This is a genomic window from Corynebacterium sp. (assembly GCF_030532195.1).
Lineage (GTDB): Bacteria > Actinomycetota > Actinomycetes > Mycobacteriales > Mycobacteriaceae > Corynebacterium.
The window spans coordinates 488,454-512,396 of the sequence record NZ_JAUNLP010000001.1 but is presented as its reverse complement, the minus strand read 5'-3'; the positions used below and the strand labels follow the sequence as shown (position 1 = coordinate 512,396).

19 protein-coding genes are annotated in these 23,943 nt (G+C 58.6%); 12 read left to right on the top strand and 7 right to left on the bottom strand.

The genetic code is table 11. From position 1 onward, the window contains the following. Nucleotides 1-23: 23 nt before the first annotated feature. On the top strand, nucleotides 24-1,073 hold the full coding sequence (locus Q4E11_RS02270; RefSeq protein WP_303163260.1) for a co-chaperone YbbN: 1,050 nt from the start codon (nucleotides 24-26) through the stop codon (nucleotides 1,071-1,073). Nucleotides 1,074-1,103: 30 nt separating this feature from the next. Here the strand turns inward: Q4E11_RS02270 and Q4E11_RS02265 are convergent, their stop codons facing one another. Next, the gene (locus tag Q4E11_RS02265; RefSeq protein ID WP_303163258.1) at nucleotides 1,104-1,499 is read right to left on the bottom strand and encodes a TIGR02611 family protein; all 396 of its coding nucleotides are present in this window, start codon (nucleotides 1,497-1,499) and stop codon (nucleotides 1,104-1,106) included. A gap of 225 nt (nucleotides 1,500-1,724) precedes the next feature. On the opposite strand from Q4E11_RS02265, the gene Q4E11_RS02260 reads away from it, so the two are divergent. Beyond that, nucleotides 1,725-2,876, top strand: a complete 1,152-nt coding sequence (locus Q4E11_RS02260; RefSeq protein ID WP_303163256.1) for a serine hydrolase — start codon at nucleotides 1,725-1,727, stop codon at nucleotides 2,874-2,876. A gap of 79 nt (nucleotides 2,877-2,955) precedes the next feature. On the opposite strand, the gene glgB is transcribed toward Q4E11_RS02260, so the two are convergent. Next, nucleotides 2,956-5,151, bottom strand: a complete 2,196-nt coding sequence (gene glgB, locus Q4E11_RS02255; protein ID WP_303163255.1) for a 1,4-alpha-glucan branching protein GlgB — start codon at nucleotides 5,149-5,151, stop codon at nucleotides 2,956-2,958. Nucleotides 5,152-5,289: 138 nt separating this feature from the next. After that, nucleotides 5,290-7,320 carry a maltotransferase domain-containing protein gene (locus tag Q4E11_RS02250; protein ID WP_303163254.1) on the bottom strand — a complete coding sequence of 677 codons (2,031 nt, stop codon included), beginning with the start codon at nucleotides 7,318-7,320 and terminating at the stop codon, nucleotides 5,290-5,292. 143 nt (nucleotides 7,321-7,463) lie between these two features. Between Q4E11_RS02250 and Q4E11_RS02245 the strand changes: the two genes are divergently transcribed. The 8 genes from Q4E11_RS02245 to Q4E11_RS02210 all read left to right on the top strand — a co-directional run bounded on the left by Q4E11_RS02245 (nucleotide 7,464) and on the right by Q4E11_RS02210 (nucleotide 16,094). Then, nucleotides 7,464-8,303 (top strand): ABC transporter ATP-binding protein, encoded by an 840-nt coding sequence (locus Q4E11_RS02245; RefSeq protein ID WP_303163253.1) that lies wholly within the window; start codon nucleotides 7,464-7,466, stop codon nucleotides 8,301-8,303. A gap of 2 nt (nucleotides 8,304-8,305) precedes the next feature. Next, entirely contained in the window at nucleotides 8,306-9,109 is an 804-nt protein-coding gene (locus tag Q4E11_RS02240; protein WP_303163251.1) for an NUDIX domain-containing protein, read from the top strand. Between the two features lie 26 nt (nucleotides 9,110-9,135). After that, entirely contained in the window at nucleotides 9,136-10,320 is a 1,185-nt protein-coding gene (locus tag Q4E11_RS02235) for an SAM-dependent methyltransferase (RefSeq protein WP_303163249.1), read from the top strand. A gap of 337 nt (nucleotides 10,321-10,657) precedes the next feature. Beyond that, nucleotides 10,658-11,443 (top strand): electron transfer flavoprotein subunit beta/FixA family protein, encoded by a 786-nt coding sequence (locus tag Q4E11_RS02230; RefSeq protein WP_303163248.1) that lies wholly within the window; start codon nucleotides 10,658-10,660, stop codon nucleotides 11,441-11,443. Nucleotides 11,444-11,497: 54 nt separating this feature from the next. Continuing rightward, nucleotides 11,498-12,445, top strand: coding sequence for an electron transfer flavoprotein subunit alpha/FixB family protein (locus Q4E11_RS02225; protein WP_303163246.1), 948 nt, complete (start codon nucleotides 11,498-11,500; stop codon nucleotides 12,443-12,445). Between the two features lie 221 nt (nucleotides 12,446-12,666). Next, nucleotides 12,667-13,842 (top strand): cysteine desulfurase family protein, encoded by a 1,176-nt coding sequence (locus tag Q4E11_RS02220; RefSeq protein WP_303163486.1) that lies wholly within the window; start codon nucleotides 12,667-12,669, stop codon nucleotides 13,840-13,842. Between the two features lie 63 nt (nucleotides 13,843-13,905). Continuing rightward, on the top strand, nucleotides 13,906-15,039 hold the full coding sequence (gene mnmA / locus Q4E11_RS02215; RefSeq protein ID WP_303163244.1) for a tRNA 2-thiouridine(34) synthase MnmA: 1,134 nt from the start codon (nucleotides 13,906-13,908) through the stop codon (nucleotides 15,037-15,039). A gap of 2 nt (nucleotides 15,040-15,041) precedes the next feature. Next, nucleotides 15,042-16,094 carry a methionine synthase gene (locus tag Q4E11_RS02210; RefSeq protein ID WP_303163243.1) on the top strand — a complete coding sequence of 351 codons (1,053 nt, stop codon included), beginning with the start codon at nucleotides 15,042-15,044 and terminating at the stop codon, nucleotides 16,092-16,094. 5 nt (nucleotides 16,095-16,099) lie between these two features. Here the strand turns inward: Q4E11_RS02210 and Q4E11_RS02205 are convergent, their stop codons facing one another. Further along, nucleotides 16,100-17,260 carry an ATP-binding protein gene (locus tag Q4E11_RS02205; RefSeq protein ID WP_303163242.1) on the bottom strand — a complete coding sequence of 387 codons (1,161 nt, stop codon included), beginning with the start codon at nucleotides 17,258-17,260 and terminating at the stop codon, nucleotides 16,100-16,102. A 164-nt stretch (nucleotides 17,261-17,424) separates the two neighbouring features. Then, nucleotides 17,425-18,093 carry a 3'-5' exonuclease gene (locus tag Q4E11_RS02200; protein WP_303163241.1) on the bottom strand — a complete coding sequence of 223 codons (669 nt, stop codon included), beginning with the start codon at nucleotides 18,091-18,093 and terminating at the stop codon, nucleotides 17,425-17,427. A gap of 110 nt (nucleotides 18,094-18,203) precedes the next feature. Between Q4E11_RS02200 and ligA the strand changes: the two genes are divergently transcribed. Further along, the gene (gene ligA / locus Q4E11_RS02195) at nucleotides 18,204-20,285 is read left to right on the top strand and encodes an NAD-dependent DNA ligase LigA (protein ID WP_303163485.1); all 2,082 of its coding nucleotides are present in this window, start codon (nucleotides 18,204-18,206) and stop codon (nucleotides 20,283-20,285) included. On the opposite strand, the gene Q4E11_RS02190 is transcribed toward ligA, so the two are convergent. Together Q4E11_RS02190 and Q4E11_RS02185 are read right to left on the bottom strand one after the other, a co-directional pair. Beyond that, complete coding sequence (locus Q4E11_RS02190) at nucleotides 20,282-22,648, bottom strand: glycogen/starch/alpha-glucan phosphorylase (protein WP_303163240.1); 2,367 nt, start codon at nucleotides 22,646-22,648, stop codon at nucleotides 20,282-20,284. The genes ligA and Q4E11_RS02190 overlap by 4 nt on opposite strands. 107 nt (nucleotides 22,649-22,755) lie before the next feature. Further along, nucleotides 22,756-23,418, bottom strand: coding sequence for an amino acid-binding ACT domain protein (locus tag Q4E11_RS02185; RefSeq protein ID WP_303163239.1), 663 nt, complete (start codon nucleotides 23,416-23,418; stop codon nucleotides 22,756-22,758). 228 nt (nucleotides 23,419-23,646) lie between these two features. Here Q4E11_RS02185 and gatC point away from each other — a divergent pair, with 228 nt between their 5' ends. Then, complete coding sequence (gene gatC, locus Q4E11_RS02180) at nucleotides 23,647-23,940, top strand: Asp-tRNA(Asn)/Glu-tRNA(Gln) amidotransferase subunit GatC (RefSeq protein ID WP_303163237.1); 294 nt, start codon at nucleotides 23,647-23,649, stop codon at nucleotides 23,938-23,940. Nucleotides 23,941-23,943 lie beyond the last annotated feature (3 nt).

The following is a 23,943-nucleotide window of genomic DNA, read 5'->3' as shown; positions in this document are numbered from 1 at the left end:
CGACTTGAGAGAGGACCCAAATAATGCCAGCTGGACATGGTCACTCGCACGGCCATTCGCACTCCCATGGCCATTCCCACAGCCATGATGGCCACCGTGAATGCTCAACTCCGCCGCCGCCTCCGGGCACGGTTGATTTGGAGCAGCTCGCTCAGCGGGCCGAGGCCGAGCGGCAGCGCCGCGAAGAAATCCAGCGGGCCAGCGGGGATCAGGGCGACGGCTTGCCGCCGGTCGTAGAAATTACCCCCGCTAACCTGGAGGCCGAAGTCATTTTGCGCTCGGAGCAGGTTCCGGTGATTGTGCTCATCGGAGCCGCCGGTGCTGCCGATTCGCTGCGATTGCGCTCTGAGATGGAACAGGTGGCGCGGGCAGCGGGGCTGCATTGGATTTTGGCGTGGGTCGATGCTGATGCGTCCCCACAGTTGGCGCGCGCATTCGGTGTGCAGGCTCTGCCAACCGTGACTGCCGTGGCTATGGGCAGCCCGATTGGCATGTTTGTCGGCGAGAAGACTCGCGAATGGCTGGATCAGTGGATTGCTCAGGTTATGGAGGCAACTCGTGGTCGCCTGAAGGGACTGCCGGCGGGTACGCGCATGGCAGGTGAGGGTGCTGATCAGCCGGAGCCGACTGATTTCTTCGGAAATCCGGTGCCAACTGATGATCCACGGCTGGAGCAAGCGGAAGGCCTTCTTTCCGAAGGCAACTTTGATGAAGCCCTCTTGCTGTATGAGGCAATGCTGCAGTCCGAGCCCGCAAACCAGGGGCTCAAACGCGCTCGCGCGAATGTGGCGTTCTTCGCGCGTGCCGCCAAGATTGATCGCACCAGTGATCCGATTGCGAAGGCCGATGCCGCTCCGACCGATGTCACGCTAGCGCTCGACGCTGCTGACGTCACTATGCTTGTGGATGACCCTGCGAAGGCACTTGACCGCTTGTTGGTGCTCCTGCCACAGGTAGTTGGTGACGACCGCGAAAAGGTCAAGACCCGCCTGCTAGAGCTGCTCTCGCTATTTGATACCGCCGATCCAGTTGCTCTGGATGCGCGCCGTCGAATGGCAAGCGCTCTGTACTAGAAAGCGGAAGGTGCCTCCAATGTGGCGCGCCTAGCCGGAGGCATCGGTGTACGGCCAGTCCTCCGGCGCAATGAAGTAGTACGCACTGCCCATGCACGTGGCCATGAATGCCAACAGCAGAACGAATAGGGTGGCCTTCGTGGCTATATGACGTTTGCCATACCACTCGTAGAAGGCATCCAGTTTGGCCGCGAGCCAAATATTAAAGTGGCGCGTCGGCGGGTGAACTAGCGACAAAATGCCCAGTGCCACAAAAATGCACAGCCATCCCGGCGCTGGGGTCGGCAAAATGATGATGCCGAAAATGAGGAGCGCAAAGCCTGCCACGACCAGAACAGGGGAAAGTACAGGCCCATACCATGTCTTTCGCATCTGAGCGTGACGAGCCTGCATCCGGTCCATCAACCGATGTACCTTCTTTTCCATGGCACCTCACATTCATTGACACTTTTTTAATGTGCCGATATCCCTCCTATTCTCGCACAGATTACAGGCCTTAGTGCAACCGCTTTTACTGGTGAAGATGTACCGGTGGTAAAGTCTCAGACCGTTCTTAACTGAATTTGGTTAAACCGAATGGCTCACCAAAGATTTAACGGCCCAAGACCTTTTGGGTGCCGTTAGAAATTTCTCACCAACAAGGAGCATTGCATGCGACTGCGAGTTGGCGCCCAGCGCAAAACATCGACTTTGGTCGTCGCAGCACTTTCTCTCAGTACTCTGTTGGCGGGTTGCACGATAGATACCGCTAAGGACACGGCTTCGAAGGCTGAAAAAGCGGTAGAGCAGCCAAAAGAACCTGACAATGGCTGGGATACCTCCGAAGAAATTGAGTGGACGGATGCTCAACAGGTTCTCGATCAGGCCGCAGAGAATTTCTCCGAAAACTATGGCATCAAGCTCGGTGTGTACCTGCGGGTAATCGATGGCCCGTATAAGGGGCTCACGGCGTCGGTAGGCAAGGACAAGACGGAGTACTCCGCGTCGACCATTAAGGCGCCGTTGGTTGTGACAGCGCTGAAGAAGTTTGGCGATCAGTTGGATAAGACCGTCACTGTTGACTGGGATGACGCCGTTGGCGGAAGCGTGCTGAGCGTTGGCGAGTACACGATTGACACCCTGTTGTCCTATGTCATGCGCTACTCGGACAACACCGCTGCCAATGGGCTTATTGATGCCGTCGGCGGATTCGATGCCGTCAACAAGACCATTAAGGAAGCCGGTGTGGACGAGTCCCGCTACCACATGGGCAATAAGTTCAACATTCCCAATCCCAGTGGCGATCGCTCCTGGTTTACCCCTTCGCAGGCCGCGCTGTTTATGGCGCGCATTCAGGAAGTCGCGGACGGTACCGCAAAGCACAAGTTCCTAGACCAGGAAACGGCAGAAACGGCGCTGACCTATCTGACGTATGGCGGTTCGCAGAAGTTCGTCATGAACGTCGGTGCAGCAGTGCAAAAGACCGGCGACACCGAAGAGGGCGTCAACGATCACGGAATCATCTACACGGGCGCAGGCCCTATCGCATACGGCATTACGACGCGCTTTGACGTTGCGCTCAACGAGCTTACCGACGCCCTGCTCGGCCAGCTCGGTGCTCAAATTGCCCCGCTGTTGCCGGATTACAACCGTCTCGGTAAAGACGGCAAGCCCGTGACGCCCAAGCAGGCTGCGGTCTGGAGTGCCGATGAGGATGGGGACGGAATTGCAGATCGTCTCGGTAGCGGCGACTTCGATGACTCCGGCTCGGCGAACTTTGATGAGTCACTCGAGCCGGATTGGTTCAACCCGTTCCGGGCCTAGGGCGTTGTTTATGTGGGCGGGGTAGGGGCGGGGCTGCCAATGTGAAACTGGGGCTGAGCTGGTCACCGAACGGGTTGGGTTATCCCTGCCACTTCAACCAGATTGCAGTGTGAGCTGGCAAAACCAGGTCAACCGAGTGTGCCTGGCCGTTCCAGCCGAACTCCTCAGCGGTGACAGTGCCGTTTTCTCCGTAGCCGGAGCCCTCGTACCGCCTGGCGTTGGTGTTGAGAATCTCTTCCCACTGGCCGCCGCGAGGAAGGCCAATCTTGTAGACCTCCTGCGTGGTACCGGACAGGTTGTAAACACACGCAATCACCGAACCATCGGTGCCGTAGCGGACAAAGGAGACCACGTTGTTAGCCGAGTCATCAGCGTTAATCCACTGGAAGCCGTCTGGGTTGTTGTCCTGCGTAAAGAATGCCGGATTCTCTTTGTACAGGCCGTTGATGTCCTTGACCAGCAGCTGAATACCGCGGTGGAACTCGCCGGCCCAACCCTCGAGGTTGTCCCAGGCGACGGACTCGTCATGGTTCCATTCATGATTCTGGCCGAGGTCCTGGCCCTGGAAGAGCAGCTGCTTGCCCGGGTGCGCCCACATGAAGGACAGGAAGGTACGCAGACCGGCGGCCTTATCCCAGTCGCCGCCCGGCATGCGCTCCCACAGGGAGCCCTTGCCGTGGACGACCTCATCGTGGCTGATTGGCAGGATGAACTTCTCGGAGTAGGCGTAGACCATGGCGAAGGTCAGCTCATGGTGGTGGTAGGAGCGGTAAATCGGCTCCTTGCTGAAGTACTCCAGGGTGTCGTTCATCCACCCCATGTTCCACTTCATGGAGAAACCCAAGCCACCATTTTCGGTCGAAGCGGTAACGCCCGGCCAGGAGGTGGACTCCTCGGCGACAGTCAGGAAGCCTGGGTGGTGCTTATGAACTGTTGCGTTGAACTCCTGCAGGAACTGCACCGCATCGAGGTTTTCGCGGCCACCGTACTGGTTCGGCAGCCATTCGCCCTCGTTGCGTGAGTAGTCCAGGTACAGCATGGAGGCGACGGCATCCACACGCAGACCGTCGATGTGGAACTCCTCTGCCCAGTACAGAGCGTTGGCGTAGAGGAAGTTACGGACCTCATTGCGGCCGAAATCGAAGACGTAGGTACCCCAGTCGCGCTGCTCACCACGGCGCCAGTCCGGGTGCTCATAGCAGGCGGTGCCGTCAAACCGGGCTAGCGCGAACTCGTCCTTCGGGAAGTGACCCGGAACCCAGTCCATAATCACACCGATACCGGCCTTGTGGAATGCTTCAACCAGACCACGGAACTGATCCGGGGTGCCGAAGCGACTGGTCGGCGCGTAGTAGCCAGAGACCTGGTAACCCCAGGACCCGGAGAATGGGTGCTCGGAAACCGGCATGAACTCTACGTGGGTGTAGCCCATGTCCACGACATAGCGCACCAGCTTTTCAGCCATGACCTCATAGGTCAGCCCCTGCTTCCAGGAGCCCAGGTGCACCTCGTAGATCGAAACCGGCTCATCATCCCAGTTGGTTTGAGCACGCTTTTCCATCCACTCCTGGTCACCCCAGGTGTACTCGGATTCAGTGACCACAGAGCCAGTAGCCGGCGGCAGCTCCGCCGCACGCGCCATCGGGTCAGCCTTATCGCGGCGGTGCCCCTCCGGCGTGGTGATTGCGAATTTGTAAATATCACCAACACCCACACCCGGCAGGAACAGCTCCCAAATGCCGGAGCCACCCATCGAACGCATTGGGTACTGAGCGCCGTTCCACATGCAGAAGTCACCGACAACAGCGACACCCTGCGCGTTCGGAGCCCAGACAGTAAAGGACGTGCCGTCGACTACGCCCATCTCGGTCTCATAGGAAACGGTGTGCGCACCGAGAACCTTCCACAGCTCCTCATGACGCCCCTCACCAATCAGGTGGAGGTCACCCGGCTGAATAGTGGGCAGGAAACGGTAGCCGTCGGCACGCTCTACGGTGTCTCCGGATTCCCACTCAATGCGCAGGCGGTAGTCGAAGTCATCGCCGCCGGGGACGAGTGCTGCAAAGAAGCTATCGCCCAGATCTTCCGCCTCAAACTCACCGCGCGTACTTACGACGGTGACTGTCTTCGCACCGAAAACCCTGGTGCGAATGACCGTGTCACCATCGACGACGTGAGCGCCGTAGATACTGTGCGGGTCGTAGTGAGTGCAGTAGCGCAGTCGATCCATATCGCCGGAGTCGATTGCGAGGCGGGGATCGGTGTGGACTCCCATGGAAGATCCTTCCAAAGCGTTCTAGGTAGGTGGATGTAAAGAAGTTAGGCAGGGTAGAAGATTTGCTGAAAATCACCCGTCAGCTTAACGACGAATCTTGCGTCCCGTGGCGGGTGCAGCGGCTAGCTAACCCCGAAACTAGCCCTCGTAGTCTGGTACCTCGCGCCAGGCCAGCTTATTGCGGAGGTTTTCATCGATGACCGGCAGCTTGATGATGTGCGCGACGTTTTCCCATGGAGCCAGGCGGACGTAGTTGTCCTTGCCCCAGTTGAACTGGTTGCCGGTGATGAGGTCAGTGACATCCATGCGGTCATGGTTGCGGTGACCGATGCGGTCCATGTCGATGTGAAGAGTGCCCTCCTGAGCGTTCCACGGATCGAGGTTGATGACCACCAGGATGGCATCGCCCGTGACCGGATCCAGCTTGGAGTAGGCGATGAGGTTGTCATTGTCGATGTCGTGGAAGTGCAGGTTACGCAACTGCTGCAGTGCTGGGTGCTCGCGGCGGAGCTTGTTCAGCGTTGCGATGAACGGCTCCAGCGAATTGCCCGTGGCAAGCGCCTGGTCGTAGTCGCGGTGGCGCAGCTGGTACTTCTCGCTGTCAAGGTACTCCTCAGAGCCCTCCTTGACCGGTACATTCTCAAATAGCTCGAAACCGGAGTACATGCCCCACAGCGGCGACATGGTGGCAGCCAGGGCTGCGCGGATAGCGAATGCGCCACGGCCGCCCTTGACCAGGAACTCGTGCAGGATGTCCGGGGTATTGGTCCACAGCGCTGGGCGGGCGATGTCCGCGTGGCGGACAATCTCCTCACCGAACTCGGTCAGCTCTTCCTTCGTGGTCTTCCACGGGAAGTAGATGTAGGACTGCGTGAAGCCCGCCTTGGCCAGGCCGTAGAGGCGAGCCGGTGCGGTGAAGGCCTCAGCCAGGAAGATGACTTCAGGATTGGTCTCATGCACGGTCTCAATGAGCCATTCCCAGAAGTTGCCCGGCTTGGTGTGTGGGTTATCCACACGGAAGACCTTGATGCCGCGCTTGATCCAGAACTTCACCACGCGCAGAACCTCTGCATAGAGGCCCTTGGCATCATTGTCGAAGTTCAGCGGATAGATGTCCTGGTACTTCTTCGGCGGATTCTCCGCGTAGGCAATCGTGCCGTCCGGCAGAACAGTGAACCACTCAGGATGAGCCGCAGCCCATGGGTGATCCGGAGCGCACTGCAATGCCAAGTCAATGGCGACCTCCAAGTCGCGGTTCTTAGCTTCCTTGATGAACTCCTTGAAGTCCTGCTCATCACCGAGGCTCGGGTGGATTGCGTCGTGGCCACCTTCGGCAGAGCCGATAGCCCAGGGAGATCCGACATCGCCCGGTTCCGGAGTCAGCGTGTTGTTACGGCCCTTTCGATTGACCTCACCAATCGGGTGGATTGGCGGTAGGTAGACGGTGTCGAAGCCCATGCGCTGTGCGCGTTCGAGCTGTGCGACAGCGGTCTTGAAAGTGCCGTGGAGGAGCTCGCCATTTTCGCCAAAGCCACCGTTAGAACGTGGGAAGAACTCGTACCAAGAGGAGTAAAGAGCCTCACGGCGGTCAACCTTGACCTTGCGGGTCTTGCCGCGGGTGAGGAGGTCACGCACCGGGTGCGCCTGCAGAATGGCCCTGGTTTCGTCGGAAAGCGCGGCAGCGATGCGTGCTCGAAGATCGCCCTCCCCGCGCAGACCTGCGGCGATAGAGCGCAGGTGATTGCGGTGAACAGCGGCGGCGCTGGTGGCGGCGCGGTCGAACAGTGCGGCACCGATTTCCAGGTCGTTGGAGAGTTCTTCTTCGGACTGGCCGGCTTCGTACTTCTTCGTAATGGCGTTGCGCCAGGTTGCCATAGGGTCCGACCATGCATCGATACGGATAGTCCACAGACCCGGAACGTCGGGGACGAAGGTGGCGTTGACCTGATTTGGATCATGGTCAGAAAAGTGCATTGGGATGCGCTGGGAGCGGGCGGCAAAAGCCGATTCCTTCGGGCCCTTGACGTTGAGCGTTGCGTTCATTGCGTCGTGGCCTTCGCGCCAGATGACGGCGAAAGTTGGAACGACTTCACCCACTACGGCCTTCGATGGAGTTGCACCACCGTTGATTTGAGGGCGAATATCGTCAATACCGATTCGACCAGTCATAAAAGACGTTCTCCTAAATTCTTGGCGAGCTGTGGTGAAAGTCGAAGTAAAAGGCATCTCGAGTGAACTCGATTTGCTCTCTACCGAGAATAGTTGAGAATGTCCAAGCGCACATTCGGGCAAAGTTAGGGCACCATAGATGTGTGGCTGAATTGGAAGAAGACTTTAACGAAGATCTGCTAATCGACTTTCGCGGAGTAAATCTCGTCCGCGGCGGCCGTACGCTGGTCGGGCCGGTGGATTGGCAAGTAGAACTCGACGAGCGCTGGGTCATCATGGGCCCAAATGGCGCAGGCAAAACATCGCTGATGCGTATCGCCGCGGCTGAGGAGTTCCCGTCTTCAGGGGTGGCGCGCGTTATGGGGGAACAGATTGGTCGCACCGATATGCGTGATTTGCGCACGATGATTGGCCTGACGTCATCATCAATTGCGCACCGCATTCCCAACGATGAAAAGGTCGCGGACCTTGTCATCTCCGCGGGGTACTCCGTGTTGGGGCGATGGCGTGAGACCTATGAGGAAATGGACTTCGAACAACTCGCCGAAATCCTTGAGCGCATGGGGGCAGAGCATCTCGCCGATCGCACCTGGGGAACACTCAGTGAAGGTGAGCGCAAGCGCGTTCTCATCGCACGCGCCATGATGGTCAACCCAGAGCTGCTGCTTCTCGACGAACCGGGTGCCGGCCTCGACCTCGGCGGCCGCGAGGACCTGGTTGGTTATTTAGGAGAGCTCGCACTCGACCCAGACGCGCCGGCGATGGTGATGATTACCCACCACCCAGAGGAAATTCCCTACGGGTTCACGCACGCAATGTTGTTGGATGAGGGCAACGTCATCGCACAGGGGCTTATCGACGACGTCCTGACCGGCGAAAATCTGACGAAGGCCTTCCACCAGGAAATCGTGGTTGACCGCATTGATGGTCGCTACTTTGCGCGCCGGGCACGCATTGCCGGCAAGCACCGGAAGCGTTCATAGCCATGACTACTCACACTCCACCTGTAGAACCACGACTGGCCGCGACAGTGCTGTTGCTGCGTGATGGTGACCGCGGACTTGAGGTCTATGTGCAGGAGCGCGTCTCGTCGATGCGCTTTGCGCCAAATATGACAGTCTTTCCCGGCGGTGGCGTGGATAGACGGGATTTCCCGGCCGAGAACACACCGGGCCTGGCCGCTGCATCACGCATTGCCGCTGCATTCGATGTTGACCGTGCGCGTGCCCATGCATTGACGTGTGCAGCGGTGCGAGAGACCTTCGAGGAATCGGGCACGCTGCTGGTGCGCGATGCCAAGGGGGATATTGTCAGCGACGGTCACCGGTTCCACCGCCAGCGTCGTCAGTTGGAAGCTCACGAGCTGTCCCTGACTGAATTTTTGAGCAATGAAAAACTGGCGCTGGATGAGCAACTGGTCAGCCCCTGGGCAAATTGGGTGACACCTGAGTCCAACCCGATTCGCTATGACACATATTTCTTCCTTGCGGCACTTCCGGAAGGCCAGGATCCCGACGGGGACACCACCGAGGCATCGTCGGTGGGCTGGTTCCGGCCAGCAACGATTCTCGATGGCTGGCGCCGAGACCTGCTGGGGCTGATGCCGCCGACATGGGCACAGCTCATGCGTCTCGATGGCGTAAGCACCGTAGCCGAGGCGCTCACCATGGCCGACGAGACTCCTGTGCGCCGTACCAGCAGCGACTTTTTCGAAGATCCATTCATGGATGAGTACTTCGCTGTTGCCACGCACATGGGGCATCTGCGTAAGAACGTAAAAGACCATTAATAGAAACAGTGAAAGAGGAGTAGCGCGTGTCTCTGTCTGTGGCGGAGGTAGCGGCCATCGCAGAGCACCCCGAGTGGGTGCAGGAAGCCGACGAATTGGCGCTGACAAAGAAGTCGCTCATCGCCGATTCAGAGAAGATGCGCGCGCTCTGCGGAGATTTTGGCCGAGCAATCATCGAAGTCGCAGCAGCGAGACGGTCGGCGGCGGGAAAGCTTCCCGCTGCCTGGATTTTCTCATCAGAAGCGGCGCAACAGGCCACACCCTTTGTCGTTGCTGCTGCGCGTGCCAAGCGCCTGGCTGAGTACGGTGCCGAGGCAGTTGCCGACGTGACGTGTTCAATCGGCACCGAAGTCGCGGCACTTGACAGCGAAGGCGTGGGTGTTGTCGGCTCTGACATCGATCCGGCCAGACTGGCTATGGCCCGCCACAACGTGGGCAAGGCCATTTTTGCCCAGGCCGATGCACTGGTACCGGCATTCGACGCACCCGTTATCGTCGCAGATCCCGCTCGCCGCGCAGGTGGGCGTCGCATCACCAACCCAGAGGATTTGCTGCCCCCGTTATCGAAGCTGATTGAGGCATGGCCGAATCGCGAGCTGGCAATTAAATGCGCCCCAGGTCTCGACTTCAGCGACTGGAGTGGGGAAGTGGCTCTGACCTCAGTGGATGGATCCGTTAAAGAGGCGTGTTTGTATACGCCGGGACTGGCTGGAGTAAATGGTAGGCAGCAGGTGACACGGTCGGCGACGGTTATCGAGCACGTCGATAAGCACGATTCTCTGAGCCTTTCGGCGGCGCGCGTGACAACATACGACGACACCATGCCTGACGATGTCGATGTGCGCGCTGCCGGCCGCTACATTATTGATCCGGATGGGGCAGTGGTGCGCGCCGGGCTGGTGCGGCATTTTGCGGCGACGCATGGGCTGTGGCAGCTCGATGAGCGGATTGCGCACGTCAGCGGGGACACGCTGCCGGAGGGGGTCGCCGGTTTTGAGGTCATCGAGCAGGTGGGGCTGAAGCAGGTTCGCAAGGCGCTGGCGGCGCTGGATTGCGGTTCGGCGGAAATCCTGGTGCGCGGGGTCGACGTGAATCCGGATGTGCTGCGCAAACAGTGGAAATTAAAGGGTGCCAACGCGCTGGCGGTTGTTGTCACACGCATCGGCCGCAGTGCGACGGCGTTTATTTGTAAGGCGCGTGAAGTGGGATAGCCGTCGCTTTACGACGAAAAATCGGTGGGGGTAGCCGCTTGGGGATCAGTGTTTGCTGATGGCGAATCTGGCCGCGGCCCCTGTTGTCGCGCTCACATTTGCGTATGATGACGTGCAGAAATGTTGTTAGCACTCGAGGCGCTGCTATAGCGGCTCGGAAAAAATTTAAAAAAATAACGACATTGTTATCTGGATCACCTTCGCAACGCCGATAGGTTCTGTTATCTTCAACACAGACGACCTAAAGCGTGGCCTGGTTCACTAAGTAGTGAAGTAGCTCGCGAAGACGGGTCAGATAAACGTTCACCAGTAATCAACTAGTAAGGACGACAGAAAAATGCCGAACATCGTGGTTCTGGTCAAGCAGGTTCCGGACACCTGGTCTGAGCGCAAGCTCACTGACGACAAGTTTGTCCTCGATCGCGAGGCTGCGGACGCAGTTCTCGACGAAATTAATGAGAATGCCGTTGAGGCTGCTCTTCAGCTGAAGGAAGAGCACGGCGGTAACGTCACCGTCGCTACTGTCGGCCCGGATCGTGCCATCGAGGCACTGCGCAAGGCTCTGTCCATGGGCGCTGACGACGCAGTCATTCTCTCGGACGAGGCTCTCGAGGGCTCCGACGCTGTTCAGACTGCTTGGGCACTGTCCAACGTCATTGACACTTTGGATGACGTTGATCTCATCATCACCGGTAACGCTTCCACTGACGGTGGCACCGGTTCCGTCCCGGCAATCCTTGGTGTTTACCGCGACCTGCCGGTTCTGACACACCTGCGCTCTGTCGCTATCGACGGTGACTCCATCACCGGTGAGCGCGAGGTTGAAGACGGCGTCTACCAGCTCAAGGCTTCCCTGCCGGCAGTTGTCTCCGTCACTGAGAAGGCAAACAGCCCGCGCTTCGCATCCTTCAAGGGCATCATGGCCGCTAAGAAGAAGCCGGTTACTGAGTTGACTCTGGATGACGTTGCCGCTGAGGCAGAGCAGGTCGGTCTTGAAAACGCTGCTACCGGCGTCACTGGCGTTACTCCGAAGCCGGAGAAGACCGCTGGTGAGCGTGTTACCGATGAGGGTGATGGCGGCGTGAAGCTGGCTGAGTACCTCAAGGCCCAGAAGTTCATCTAAGTCGTTTGACGCGAATAGAAGACTAATAGAGATACAAGTAGGAGAAAGATCACTATGACCGACGTCCTCGTTCTCGTCGAGCACGCAAACGGCGAGCTGAAGAACAACACCGCTGAGCTGCTGACCGCAGCATCCGCATTCGGCACCCCGGCAGCAGTTGTCGTGGGTACCCCGGGCACCGCTGCTGGTTTCGCAGATACCCTGGCTTCCTACGGCGCTGGCGAGATTCTCGCTGCCGAGTCGGATGACGCTGCAAAGTACCTGATCACCCCTGAGGTTGACGTACTGGTTGGCCTGGCATCCGAGCGTGAGGTTCCGGTGCTGGTGTCCGCTTCCGCAACGGGCAAGGAAATTGCTGGTCGCGTCGCAGCACTGACTGGTTCCGGTCTGCTTTCCGACGTGGTTGCTATCAACGATGACCGCTCCGTGAAGTACTCCATCTTCGGTGGCGAGTACACCGTTGACGGTGTCGGCTACGGCGCATCCCCGGTTTACGCTCTGCGCCCGGGTTCTGTTGACCCGGAGGAGAAGTCCGGTTCCGCAGATGTCACTGAGATTGCATTCCCGGAGATTGGTAACAACGCTGTTGAGATTGTTTCCTTCGCTCCGTCTGAGGGTGGCGACCGTCCGGAGCTGACCGAGGCCAAGCTGGTTGTTTCCGGTGGCCGCGGTGTTGCCTCCGAGGATGGCTTCAAGAATGTTGTCGAGCCGATGGCTGACGTTCTGGGCGCTGCAGTTGGTGCTTCCCGTGCCGCTGTCGACGCTGGCTACTACCCAGGTCAGTTCCAGGTCGGCCAGACCGGTAAGACCGTTTCCCCGGATCTCTACCTCGCACTGGGTATTTCCGGCGCTATCCAGCACAAGGCTGGTATGCAGACCTCCAAGACCATTGTTGTTGTCAACAAGGACGAAGAGGCTCCACTGTTCGAGATTGCAGACTTCGGTGTCGTCGGCGACCTGTTCGACGTCGTTCCGCAGGCAATCGAGGAACTCAAGAAGTAATTCTTGGAAAGCCCAAATGCACTCAGGCTAGGCACAACTTCGTTGTCAGACGTTTGCCAGCCGTGAGCTGCATCTGACAAGCGGGTCAGAACTTCGCTTACACATCGTTATTGAAATCGATGATGTGAGTGAGAAGTTCTGGCCCGCTTTGCCATTGAACAGCTTTGTTAGAATCGAAGGCCATGTCACAGGACATCTCTTCAGTCGCCACCGAAACCACCATGTCGCGCTCGGATAAGAACGCGGCCGCTAAGAACACCGCAGCCCGGCATTTTATGGATCACGCCGCAACCACCCCCATGCGTTCTGAGGCGCGGGAGGCGCTGATTGAAAATTTGGGGCTGTCCAATCCCTCGGGGCAGTACGCCACGGCACGCGCCGCCAAGCGAGTGCTGGAGGAATCCCGTGAGGAAATTGCCCGGCTGCTGGGTGCCGACCCCATCGAGGTAGTGTTCACCTCCGGTGGCACAGAGGCCGATAACTTAGCTATTTCCGGTCTCTATTTCAAGGCATCCGGATCGGAGATTGTCGTCCCGCCCATTGAACACGATGCTGTGCTGAAGTCCTGTCAGCACCTGGAAAAGGAGCACTGGGCAAAGATCGTCGAAGCGCCAGTCGGGCGCGATGGCCGCGTGGATATGGCCAAGTTCCCGGAGATTAGTAGGCAGAACACAGCGCTGGTGACGTGTATGTGGGCGAACAATGAAACCGGCGCCATTCAGCCGGTAGCGGAGATTGCCGCGCTGGCAAAGGATGCTCATGTGCCGTTTCATATCGATGCTGTACAGGTGGCCGGGCATCTGCCGATTGATTTTCACGCAAGCGGCGCTACTACCATGGCCATTTCCGCACATAAGTTCGGCGGTCCCCGAGGGATTGGGGCGCTGCTTGTTCGTCGTGAAGCGAAACTTACCCCGCATAACAACGGCGGCGGGCAGGAACGCGGACTGCGCTCTGGCACGCAGGACGTGGCATCGGCAGCGGGCATGGCGTCAGGATTGCGTGCGGCCGTGGATGCGATGTCGGCGGACACCGAGCGGATTCGCAATCTGACGCAGCAGCTCATGGCGGCAATTGCGAAGATTGACGGGGCCGTCATTCATACCAACGATCCCGCTTTGCCGGGGCATGTCTACGCCAGTTTCCCCGGCGCGGAAGCAGACAGTCTGATTATGCTTTTTGATGCTGCAGGTATTGATTGCTCCACCGGATCGGCCTGTAGTGCAGGTGTCAATCGCCCCTCGCACGTGCTGCTCGCGATGGGAGTCTCTGAGCCGGACGCGCGGTCATCGATTCGTTTTACGCTGGGGCAGACCTCCACACAGGCTGATGTCGATGCTGTGATTGCAGCACTACCGGATACGGTGGCGCGGGCGCGAAGTGCGGGCATGGCTTAGTTTTTGACTCGTGGTGGTATGGTGACACGTGCACAAAATCTAGGTGGGAAAGGGACAACGCACATGCGAGTTCTAGCAGCAATGAGCGGTGGTGTGGATTCATCCGTGGCGGCGGCGCGGGCATTGGCCGCAGGTCACGAGGTCGTCGGCGTGCACTTGGCGCTGTCGAAAGATCCGCAGTCCGTTCGCGCCGGATCCCGCGGCTGCTGTTCGTTAGAGGACTCCGGCGATGCCCGTCGCGTCTGTGATGAGCTGGGCATTCCTTTCTATGTCTGGGATTTCTCCGAGCGCTTTAAGGAAGAAGTCATGGATGACTTCTATGACTCCTACGAGCGCGGCGAGACCCCGAATCCGTGCCTGCGCTGCAATGAACGCATCAAGTTCGCAGCACTGCTAGAGCGCGGCGTGGCGCTCGGTTTCGACGCTGTGGTCACAGGCCACTACGCGTTGCTTGGCGACGACGGCCTGCTGCGCCGTGGCCGTGACGCGAAGAAGGACCAGTCCTATGTACTGGGCGTGCTCGACCGGGAGCAGCTGCAGCGCTCGATGTTCCCGGTTGGGGACACGGAAAAGCCGGAGATTCGTGAAGAAGCTCGCGGGATGGGGCTCGGCACCGCCAACAAGCCGGACTCCTACGACATCTGCTTTATCCCAGATGGCAACACCAAGGCATTCCTCGGTGCCAAGATTGGCCGTCGCCCGGGCACCATTGTGGATAAGGAAACTGGTGACACCGTTGCTGAGCATGATGGCGTCTACGGTTTCACCATTGGTCAGCGCAAGGGAATTGGCCTGGCTGGCCCCATGCCAGACGGCAAGCCACGCTACGTAACGGGCATCGATGCTGAGACCGGCACGGTAACTATCGGCACGGCCGCGGACTTAAATGTCAACGTGTTGGAAGCTGACCGCGCAATTTGGCTGTCCGACCCCGATGACGTGCTCGCCGCCTCTGAGTCCGGCAAACTGCAGGTGCAGGTGCGCGCACATGGCCGCCCAATCGACTGCCGCATCGAAGTGCTGGCGGGACCGGACGATGACACCACCGGTCGCGGTGGCGCGTTCCGCGTGCAGTTGGATGAGTCGCTGCGAGGCGTTGCTCCTGGTCAGGCCGCGGTTTTGTACCACACTGACGCTGCTGGCGACTACGTATTGGGCTCGGGCACAATCGTCTCGACTGCCCGCGAAGAGGATTAATCGTGACCTCTTTTGTAGGCCTTGGCCCAATGCCAGGGCGCGATCCACATGAAGTGGCTGACATTGTCATTGGCGAATGTCTTGATGGCCACGTCGCCCTGCCGAGCCTTCCTGCCCGAGGACTCGGCGCAGACGCTGTCGGCCGCACGGCAGCCATCATGGCCGACTTAGTCGTGGATAGAGGAGCGCGCTCCTGGCGTATCGCCGACCGCCGTGGCCGTGCCAGCGCGTTGGCCACTGATTATCTTCACCGCGACGTCGATGCCTGCGAAGAGGTGTGGGGTCGAACCCCACAGAGGATCCGTCTGACTTCCCTGGGGCCGTGGACTATGGCTACCTCTGTGGAAAATGCGACAGGCCATCTCATTGCCATCGACCGCGGGGCCGTAAAGTACTTCGCGCAGTCACTCGCGGCGGGTCTGGCTGCACACATCAACGACGTTCGGCGCCGTTTTGACTGCGATATCGAGGTATTTCTGGCAGAACCTGCGCTCGGTGCGGTGGCCCAGGGCAAAATCAAGGCACCGTCAATGCTGATGGGCAACGCGAGCTATCTTCCCGCCCAGGGACACCGCGAAATCGCAGAAATCTTTCGCGAGGTCACGGGGCCACTGCGTGACGACGGCATCGAGGTGACCATCGCACTTTCCAGCCCCACAGGTCTTTCAGTCCAGGCCCTGGCAGATTCCGAGGCGACCGGCGTATGGCTGCCACGGCAAGAACTCACCACCACTGCGCAGCTGGATTTCGCAGCCGCTCTGGTGGGTGCCGGTATGTCCTTGGAGCTGGGCATTGTTCCCGTCACGGTGGCCGAGCGGGAAGAACACACAGGTAAGCCAGTGGCGACACCTGCCCGAGACCTCGCCGAACAGGCGGCATTGTTTTGGGATGAGCTGGGCTATTCCCGGTTGCAGATTGCTGAGAGCCTGAATCTGGCACCAGTTGGTGGGTTTACCGCCAGCTCCATTGCAGAGGCGCAAGCGCAGTTGGGTGCTGGGCGAAGCGCCACGGAGCTGCTTCGCCGGGCAGCTGGTGACTTGGCGCGCGACGAATAGCGGCCTTAATCCACCAGTGTGTTGAGGTAATCGGCGAAGTAGGGAAGCGTGAATTCCACATATCCCGTCGATGCCGGCACAATGAGTTCGCGGTAAATCAGGTCATGGCGCAGTTGTGAGACCCCAGAGGGTTTGCGTCCCATGGCCTCTGCGATGGCATTTGTTGCCACAGGTTGGCCGTCAGGGGAGATGCGCGCCATCTTTTTGAGGAAATCGATTTGGCGAGGTGGAACATTTCGCAAGCTGGGCGCGTGTACCTGCAGCCCGATGCGGCGGATGGATTCCGCTGCGGCATCGGAGACATGCTCTGCCGTAATGGTGTCTGAGTTAGCCAACCGCGCTTTTGCCCAGGCGACAGAGCCAATGGTTTGAATGAGATACGGGTAGCCATGGCTCAATTCCGCAGCCAGCTCAACGGCTTCTTCAGTCATCGCTCGTTCACCGAGCTGTGCAGTCCGGTGAATGATGTCTTTGGTTGTTGCCGCATCTAATCGACCGAGAGACACGCGCTCGGCACGACGTAAGAACGTAGCGCCTTCCAACTGGAGTAAATCCTCAATACCGCTGGGCAGTCCGGCTGCTACGAAGGCAATTTCGGCATCGTCGCGGTTGAGATCTTGAATCGCATGAGCAATTTCATTGAGCTGTGCGGGATCGGCACTTTGGACCTCATCGAGGGTGAGCAAAATTCCAGAGCCCTGTGGCATGAGCAGAGCCGAGAGATCCTGAAGCTGACTGAGTAAATTCCGGCCTGGCTCGGGCTGAGTATTGCTAAGTTCCGTCCTGAATCCGCCAATGCCGGCGATGGAGATGCCAGTGAGGTGACGGCCGGTATCAGTCGGAGCGCTGTCGATGGTGGCTAGCGCACGCGGAATGGTGACGTCGGTGAGCTCAGAAATCATTTCAGAGCCGATGTGTGCACGCAGAACAATCCAGCCCAGCTGCTGTGCGCCCTCCTCAAATTCATTGAGAAGAACCGTCTTTCCAATTCCTCGAGTACCGGAAATCAGTGCCGTCCGCCATGGGTTGCCCGGTCCTTCCGCAAGTGCCAGTTCAAAGGAGTCCAGCTCAATATCACGCCCGCCGATGACGGCAGGAGAGCGTCCGAATGTGGGATGGAAAGGATTACGAGGGAGGGGATTGGCCATGTCACTGCGATTGGTCACGCATCAATCGTAGCAATGGATAATCACCATTGGCTTAGATAGTTTGGATATTCGACAGGATTTTGGATAATTACCGTTTCTTTGGATAATCGAGAAACTCTGGATACGCAATGCGGAACTTCCATTGTGGAAATGCGCTCCGAGGCTGTGAAAAGCCGCGCTAGCTAATCCATCGGCCAACCGAAAGTGAAGTCCGACGTGTCCTTGCCCTTGCCAGCTAAGTACTGCTGCAAGTTCTTCTTGTACCTGTAGTAGGCGACAGCCTGCAGCTCCATGAGCTCCTCGCCGGACTTTTCCGTAATCTCCGGGTAGTGGCGGGCCATCACCCACGCAATGCGGGCGGCGGCCAGCGCATCCTCCGTAGCATCATGAGCACTATCCAGCCGCACCTGATAGTGGTGGCACACATCAGTCAGCGTGCGCTTTTCCCGCCGGTCCGGATCGAAGTGATGATCGAGCACAAAAGGATCCACAATCAGGCCATCCACAGTAAAAGTCGGATCCTGGGAGCGCAGTACGGTCAGATCATACGCAGCGTTATACGCAATTACTGCCAGCCCATCGCGCCATGCAGCACGAAGACCTGCGATGGTATCGGCCAGTACTTCATCATGAGGACGACCCTGCGCACGTGCCTGCTCTGTCGTAATACCGTGAACATCCGAAGCGGCCTTAGGGATTTCAACCCCAGGATCAGCCAGCATGATTGTGGAGTCCTTGCCGCCATCAGCCAGCCGGACCAGCGCAGAAGTGACAATTTTGCAGGTGTGAGGATTGGTGCCAGTAGTCTCCAGATCAAACGCCAGCATGCGCCGCGGATCGAAATTATGCATGCCTCAACTGTAGCGGAGGCCCCGGATTCGTTTGCTTGACCGCCACAGTCCACTCCGGGCCATGGCATAGAATGAGCCACGTGACTTCCTCTACCGATGCGAACTCCGACATGTCGAACTCCGACTTGCCACCAACCTCAACTGCTAGTGCGCCAGCCCCGGCGCCGGCGGAAATCCGCCAGCAGTGGGAGGAACTAGCAGCCCAGATTCGAGATAACGCTGCGCTGTACTACACCGCACAGCCGGTTATTTCGGATGCTGAATATGATGCGATGTTCCGCGAGCTCCAACAGTTGGAGGAGCAGTGGCCGGACCTTGCCACTCCGGACAGCCCCACGCAGCAGGTGGGTGCCCGCGTGGACAAGCCCGCTGATGGGGAGATTTTTGAGCCTGTTGAGCACCTTGAGCGCCTCTACAGTTTGGACAATGTTTTTGATGAGCAGGAACTGCTCGATTGGCTCGCTCGCACTCCTGCCACCACGTATCTCACTGAATTGAAGATTGATGGCCTGTCCATTGACCTGGTGTATGAGCAGGGGCGCTTGGTTCGCGCTGCCACGCGAGGGGACGGGCGTGTGGGCGAAAATGTCACCGCTAATGCCCGCACTATTGCGGACATCCCGCATGAGCTCACCGGGGACAACATTCCTGCCGTGCTTGAAGTCCGTGGTGAGGTCTACATTTCGCTCGAAGAATTTGAGCGTATTAATGCAGATCGTGTTGAGTCAGGTCAAAAGCCTTTCGCCAACCCGCGCAACGCGGCGGCTGGCTCTCTGCGGCAGAAGGATGTTGCGGAAGTCGCCAAGCGCCGCCTGTCCATGATCTGCCACGGCATTGGTCATATCGAAGGCTGGCGTCCGCAGTCCCAGCATGAGGCTTACCAAGCCTTGGGTCAGTGGGGATTCCACGTGTCGCCGTATACCAAGCAGGTCCACAGCGCTGATGACGTCGTCAAGCAGATGCAGTACTGGGGCGAGCACCGTCATGACGCTATCCATGAGATGGACGGTCTAGTGGTGAAAGTCGATTCGCTGGCGGAACAGCGGGCGCTGGGTGCGACATCGCGCGCACCACGGTGGGCGATTGCATACAAGTACCCGCCGGAAGAGGTCACGACAGATCTGCTGGATATTCGCGTCTCCATTGGTCGCACGGGACGTGCGACGCCGTATGCCGTGATGAAGCCAGTGTTTGTCGCAGGCTCTACGGTTGAGATGGCGACGTTGCACAATCCCTCTGAGGTGCGCCGCAAGGGCGTGCTGATTGGGGACCGCGTGACTATCCGCAAGGCCGGCGAGGTGATTCCGGAGGTCTTAGGGCCTGTCGCCGATGTCCGCGATGGCAGCGAGCGCGAGTTCATTTACCCGACGCTGTGCCCGGAGTGCGGTACGCGATTGGCGCCGTCGAAGGAGGGCGACGCTGACTGGCGCTGCCCGAACACGCGTTATTGCCCAGGTCAGCTGCGTCGTCGCGTAGAGTTTCTCGCCTCCCGTTCGGGGTTTGATATTGAGAATCTGGGGGAGCGCGGCGCCGCTGATCTCATCCACCGCGGCGTGCTTGACGACGAATCACGGCTCTTCGACCTCACCGAGGACGATTTGCTGGGCACCGAGGTCTACACCACCGCTTCGCGCAAGACGCTAAACGCCAACGGCAAGAAGCTGCTGGCCAATATTGAGGCGGCCAAGGACAAGGAACTGTGGCGGGTGCTGGTTAGTTTGTCCATCAGGCATGTCGGCCCGACGGTGGCTCGCACACTGGCGCAGAAGTTCGGCTCCATGGCGGCGCTGCGTGCGGCATCGCGTGAGGAAATCTCAGCAATTGACGGTGTTGGTGAGGTAATCGGCAACTCCGTGGCTGACTGGTTTGAGGTGGACTGGCACCGCGAGGTTGTCGAGCGCTGGGAGGCCGCCGGGGTTCGCATGGCCGATGAGGTCACCGATCGCCCTGAGCAAGTGCTTGAGGGCCTGACAGTCGTGGTGACCGGCTCGTTGGAGGATTTCACCCGAGACAGCGCAAAGGAAGCAATCATTTCCCGCGGCGGTAAGGCTGCGGGCTCCGTGTCAAAGAAGACCGACTTTGTGGTTGTCGGTGAAAATGCCGGCTCCAAGGCCACGAAGGCCGAGGAGCTCGGCGTGCCCATCCTCGATGAGGATGGGTTCAAGAAGTTGCTGGAAACCGGCCAAGCTTAAATCTGGGTCGGCTCCAGCTTCCAGACCTCGTTAGCGTAGTCGCGGATGGTGCGGTCGGAGGAGAAGCGGCCCGAACGGATGATGTTCAGGAAGCACTTCTTGGCCCATGCCAGCTCATCGCGGTAATCCTGCGCCATACGGTCACGGGTTTCGCGGTAGTCAGCGAAGTCACCGAGGACGTAGTAGACATCGGCAGGCTCGTAACCGTTGGACTCCAGCAGCGAGAAGTGCAGGTCATGGAACATTCCGCTGCCACCGTCATCAAAAGTGCCGTCGATAAGCGAATCTACGGCGCGCTTGAGACCTGGGACGGTCTCGTACGTACCGCGCGGGCTGTAGGTTTGACGCAGCTCCGGCAGCTCTTCTTCCAGCGCACCGAAGATGTAGGCATTTTCGGAGCCAGCAGCGTCGACAATCTCAACATTGGCGCCGTCCATGGTGCCGAGAGTCAGTGCACCGTTCATCATGAACTTCATGTTCGACGTACCCGAGGCTTCCTTACCTGCGGTGGAAATCTGCTCGGAGATATCGGTGGCAGGAATGATGTGCTCAGCCGGGGTGACGTTGTAGTTCTCAACGAATGCGACCTGCAGGCGGCCTTCCATATCCGGATCGTTGTTGACCAGGTTGGCAATCTCGTTGATGAACTTGATGATTGCCTTAGCGCGGACGTAGCCAGGCGCAGCCTTAGCGCCGAAGATGAACACGCGCGGCGGAACATCCAGCGACGGATCTTCCTTAATACGGTAGTACAGATCCAGAATGTAGAGCGCATTGAGCAGCTGACGTTTGTACTCGTGCAGGCGCTTGATCTGGGTATCGAAGATGGCATCCGGATTCACCGAAATGTCCTGGCGGTGCTTAAGCCAGGTGGCGAAGTCCTTCTTGTTCTCATGCTTGATGTCGAGAATTTCGCGCAGGACATCCTCATCATCGGCGAACTTCTCCAGCTCAGTGAGCTTGTCCAGGTCAGTCACCCAGTCATCGGAGCCCGACAGGCGGGTCAGCAGTGCCGACAGACGTGGGTTGCACTGATTGAGCCAACGACGCGGAGTAACACCATTGGTCTTGTTGTTGAAGCGCTCCGGCCAGATGTCGTACCAGTCACGCAGGGTCTCGCGCTTGATGATTTCGGTGTGCAGCGCCGCGACACCGTTGATGGAGTAGGCGGCGTAGCAGGCAATCCATGCCATATGGATGCGACCGTGGGAAATCGGTGCCATGTAGTCAATCTTGCCCGGGTCAAAGCCCTCTGCTGCCAGCTGCTCGCGGAAACGGCGGTCAATCTCGCGGGTGATTTCCAGTACGCGGCCGAACAGACGATCAAAGATGGAGTACTCCCACGTCTCCAGTGCCTCAGCCAAGACGGTGTGGTTGGTGTAGGCAAAGGTGTTGGACACCACGTGCCATGCGTCATCCCAGCCCAAACCGTGCTCATCCATCAGCAGGCGCATCAACTCCGGAATAGCCAGCACCGGGTGGGTGTCATTGAGCTGGATGGAGTTGTACTTGTGGAAATCACGCAGGTCATCGCCGTGATTATCAATGTAGGCATCAATCATCGTCTGCAGCGATGCCGAGACGAAGAAGTACTGCTGGCGAACACGCAGCACCTTGCCGTCATAGGTGGAATCATTCGGGTAGAGCACACGGCACAAATCGTGCACGCGTTCACGCTCGACGATGGCATCGGTGAAGCGCTGAGAGTTGAAGGCGTCGTAGTCGAACTCGCGCATCGGCTCAGCGCGCCACAGGCGCAGCGTGCCGACGTTATCAGTGCCGTAACCGGTAATTGGCATGTCGTACGGCACTGCGCGAACAACCAGGTCATCAAAAGTGACAATCTTGGAGCATTCCTCGCGGCGGACAACGAAGGGGTAGCCCTCTTCCATCCACGGATCCGGGTGCTCTTCCTGGAAGCCATTTTCGAAGGTCTGCTTGAACAGGCCGTAGCGGTAGAGGATGCCGTAGCCAGTAACTGGCAGATTCTGTGTGGCACAGGAGTCGAGGAAGCAGGCGGCCAGGCGACCAAGACCGCCGTTGCCCAGTGCTGCGTCATGCTCAGCTTCCAGTACGTCGGTGAGGTTCTTGCCGTACTTTTCCACTGCCGCCGATGCCTCATCAACAAGACCGACGTTGAGGAGGTTATTCAGCAGAGCACGTCCCATGAGGAATTCAGCAGAGAAGTAGTGCTGCTGACGCGTAGCGGCGTAGGCCTCAGTGGTGCGCTGCCAATTTTCAGCGATGTTATCGACGACAACGCGCGACAGGCCGGACCAGAATTCCATTTCATTGGAAGACTGAGGGAGACGGCCCGATTCAGCGCGAACGTGGGATCCGACGAGGTCACTCATGTTCGACATTAAAGAAGACTCCTTATAGGCGGGTTTCGATTCCAGACTCTACCGTTAAGTCCGGATCACCGCGCCTTACAGGGGAGGAGTACAGCTGATATTTCACATGGGTGAAACTAATCGATGATGGCTCCGACGATGGTGCCGATGCGGCCCAAATGCTCGACCTCGCTCGGCAGGAAATCAGGTCCACCTGGGCGGCCAATAATGAGGACGAGGCCTTCGCCCATAGGAGTTGCCGCGATGGCGGAGTCCATCACTGTCCAGTCCTCCGGCAGCCACGTTTCCTCCTCCGGATCGAGGTTGCGCGGAGAACTGATTGGGGCCTCAGGCAGCGTCTGCCCATTGTCCTCAGGGGCTGCGACGGAGGACGCGCGACGCACCCATTGACCGTCTTGTTCACCCAGGACAAGAGCCCAGCCCGCGGTCATCGTCCGCGGCATGCCGTTAACAATGTCGCCGAGTGCGCGATCCAAATTCTTGGTGTGTTGAGAGAATTCCGCCAGCAGCGCAATCTGGCCGCGGCGGTCGACCGAACCCGAAAAAGGTCGAATGGAATCAACTTCCACGCCGCTGATGGATTGCGCGGCAGTAATCAGGGTGTCCGGCAGCAGGCCGGTCGGCAGATCCACAACAATGTCATCAATGACAACTCCGTCGTGGCCAAAGTCGACCACGTCGACGCTGCGAATATCGCCTTCCACTTCGCCGAGTGCTGCAGCGACATAACCGAGGGAGCCGGGTTCGTCGGGCAGCTGGATGCGAAGTAGGTAACTCATGGCTGCGTGCACAACCTTTCGAATAAGTGAATGTGATTCTTACGGGTTAATCATAGGAGCAGTGATTCAGGTTACAGGGTAAACCTTTAAAATGGTAGACCCTGCGGCAAACAGGCGCGAGTGGAGCGACTACTGTTGGCAAGTACAGCCCGCCGCGGCCGTATAAATCTAGTTTCAACTAAACTTTTCTGCACTAGCTTCTTAAGAAGGAATGAAAGGGGTACTAGCGTGCCAGCTATCTCACGTGATGAGGTCGCCCACCTAGCGCGACTGTCCCGTCTGGCACTGACTGATGCAGAGCTCGACGAGTTCGCCGGTCAGATTGACGGCATTATTAACCACGTCCAGGCCGTTCAAAAGGTGGCTGCGGAAGATGTGGAACCGATGAGTCACCCCTCCTCGCTGTCCGGTGTGATGCGCGAAGACGTCGTCAAGCCCACGCTGACGGCAGAGCAGGCGTTGGATCAGGCTCCGTCCCAGGAGCGTCAGCGCTTCGAAGTTCCCCAGATTCTCGGCGAGTAGGAG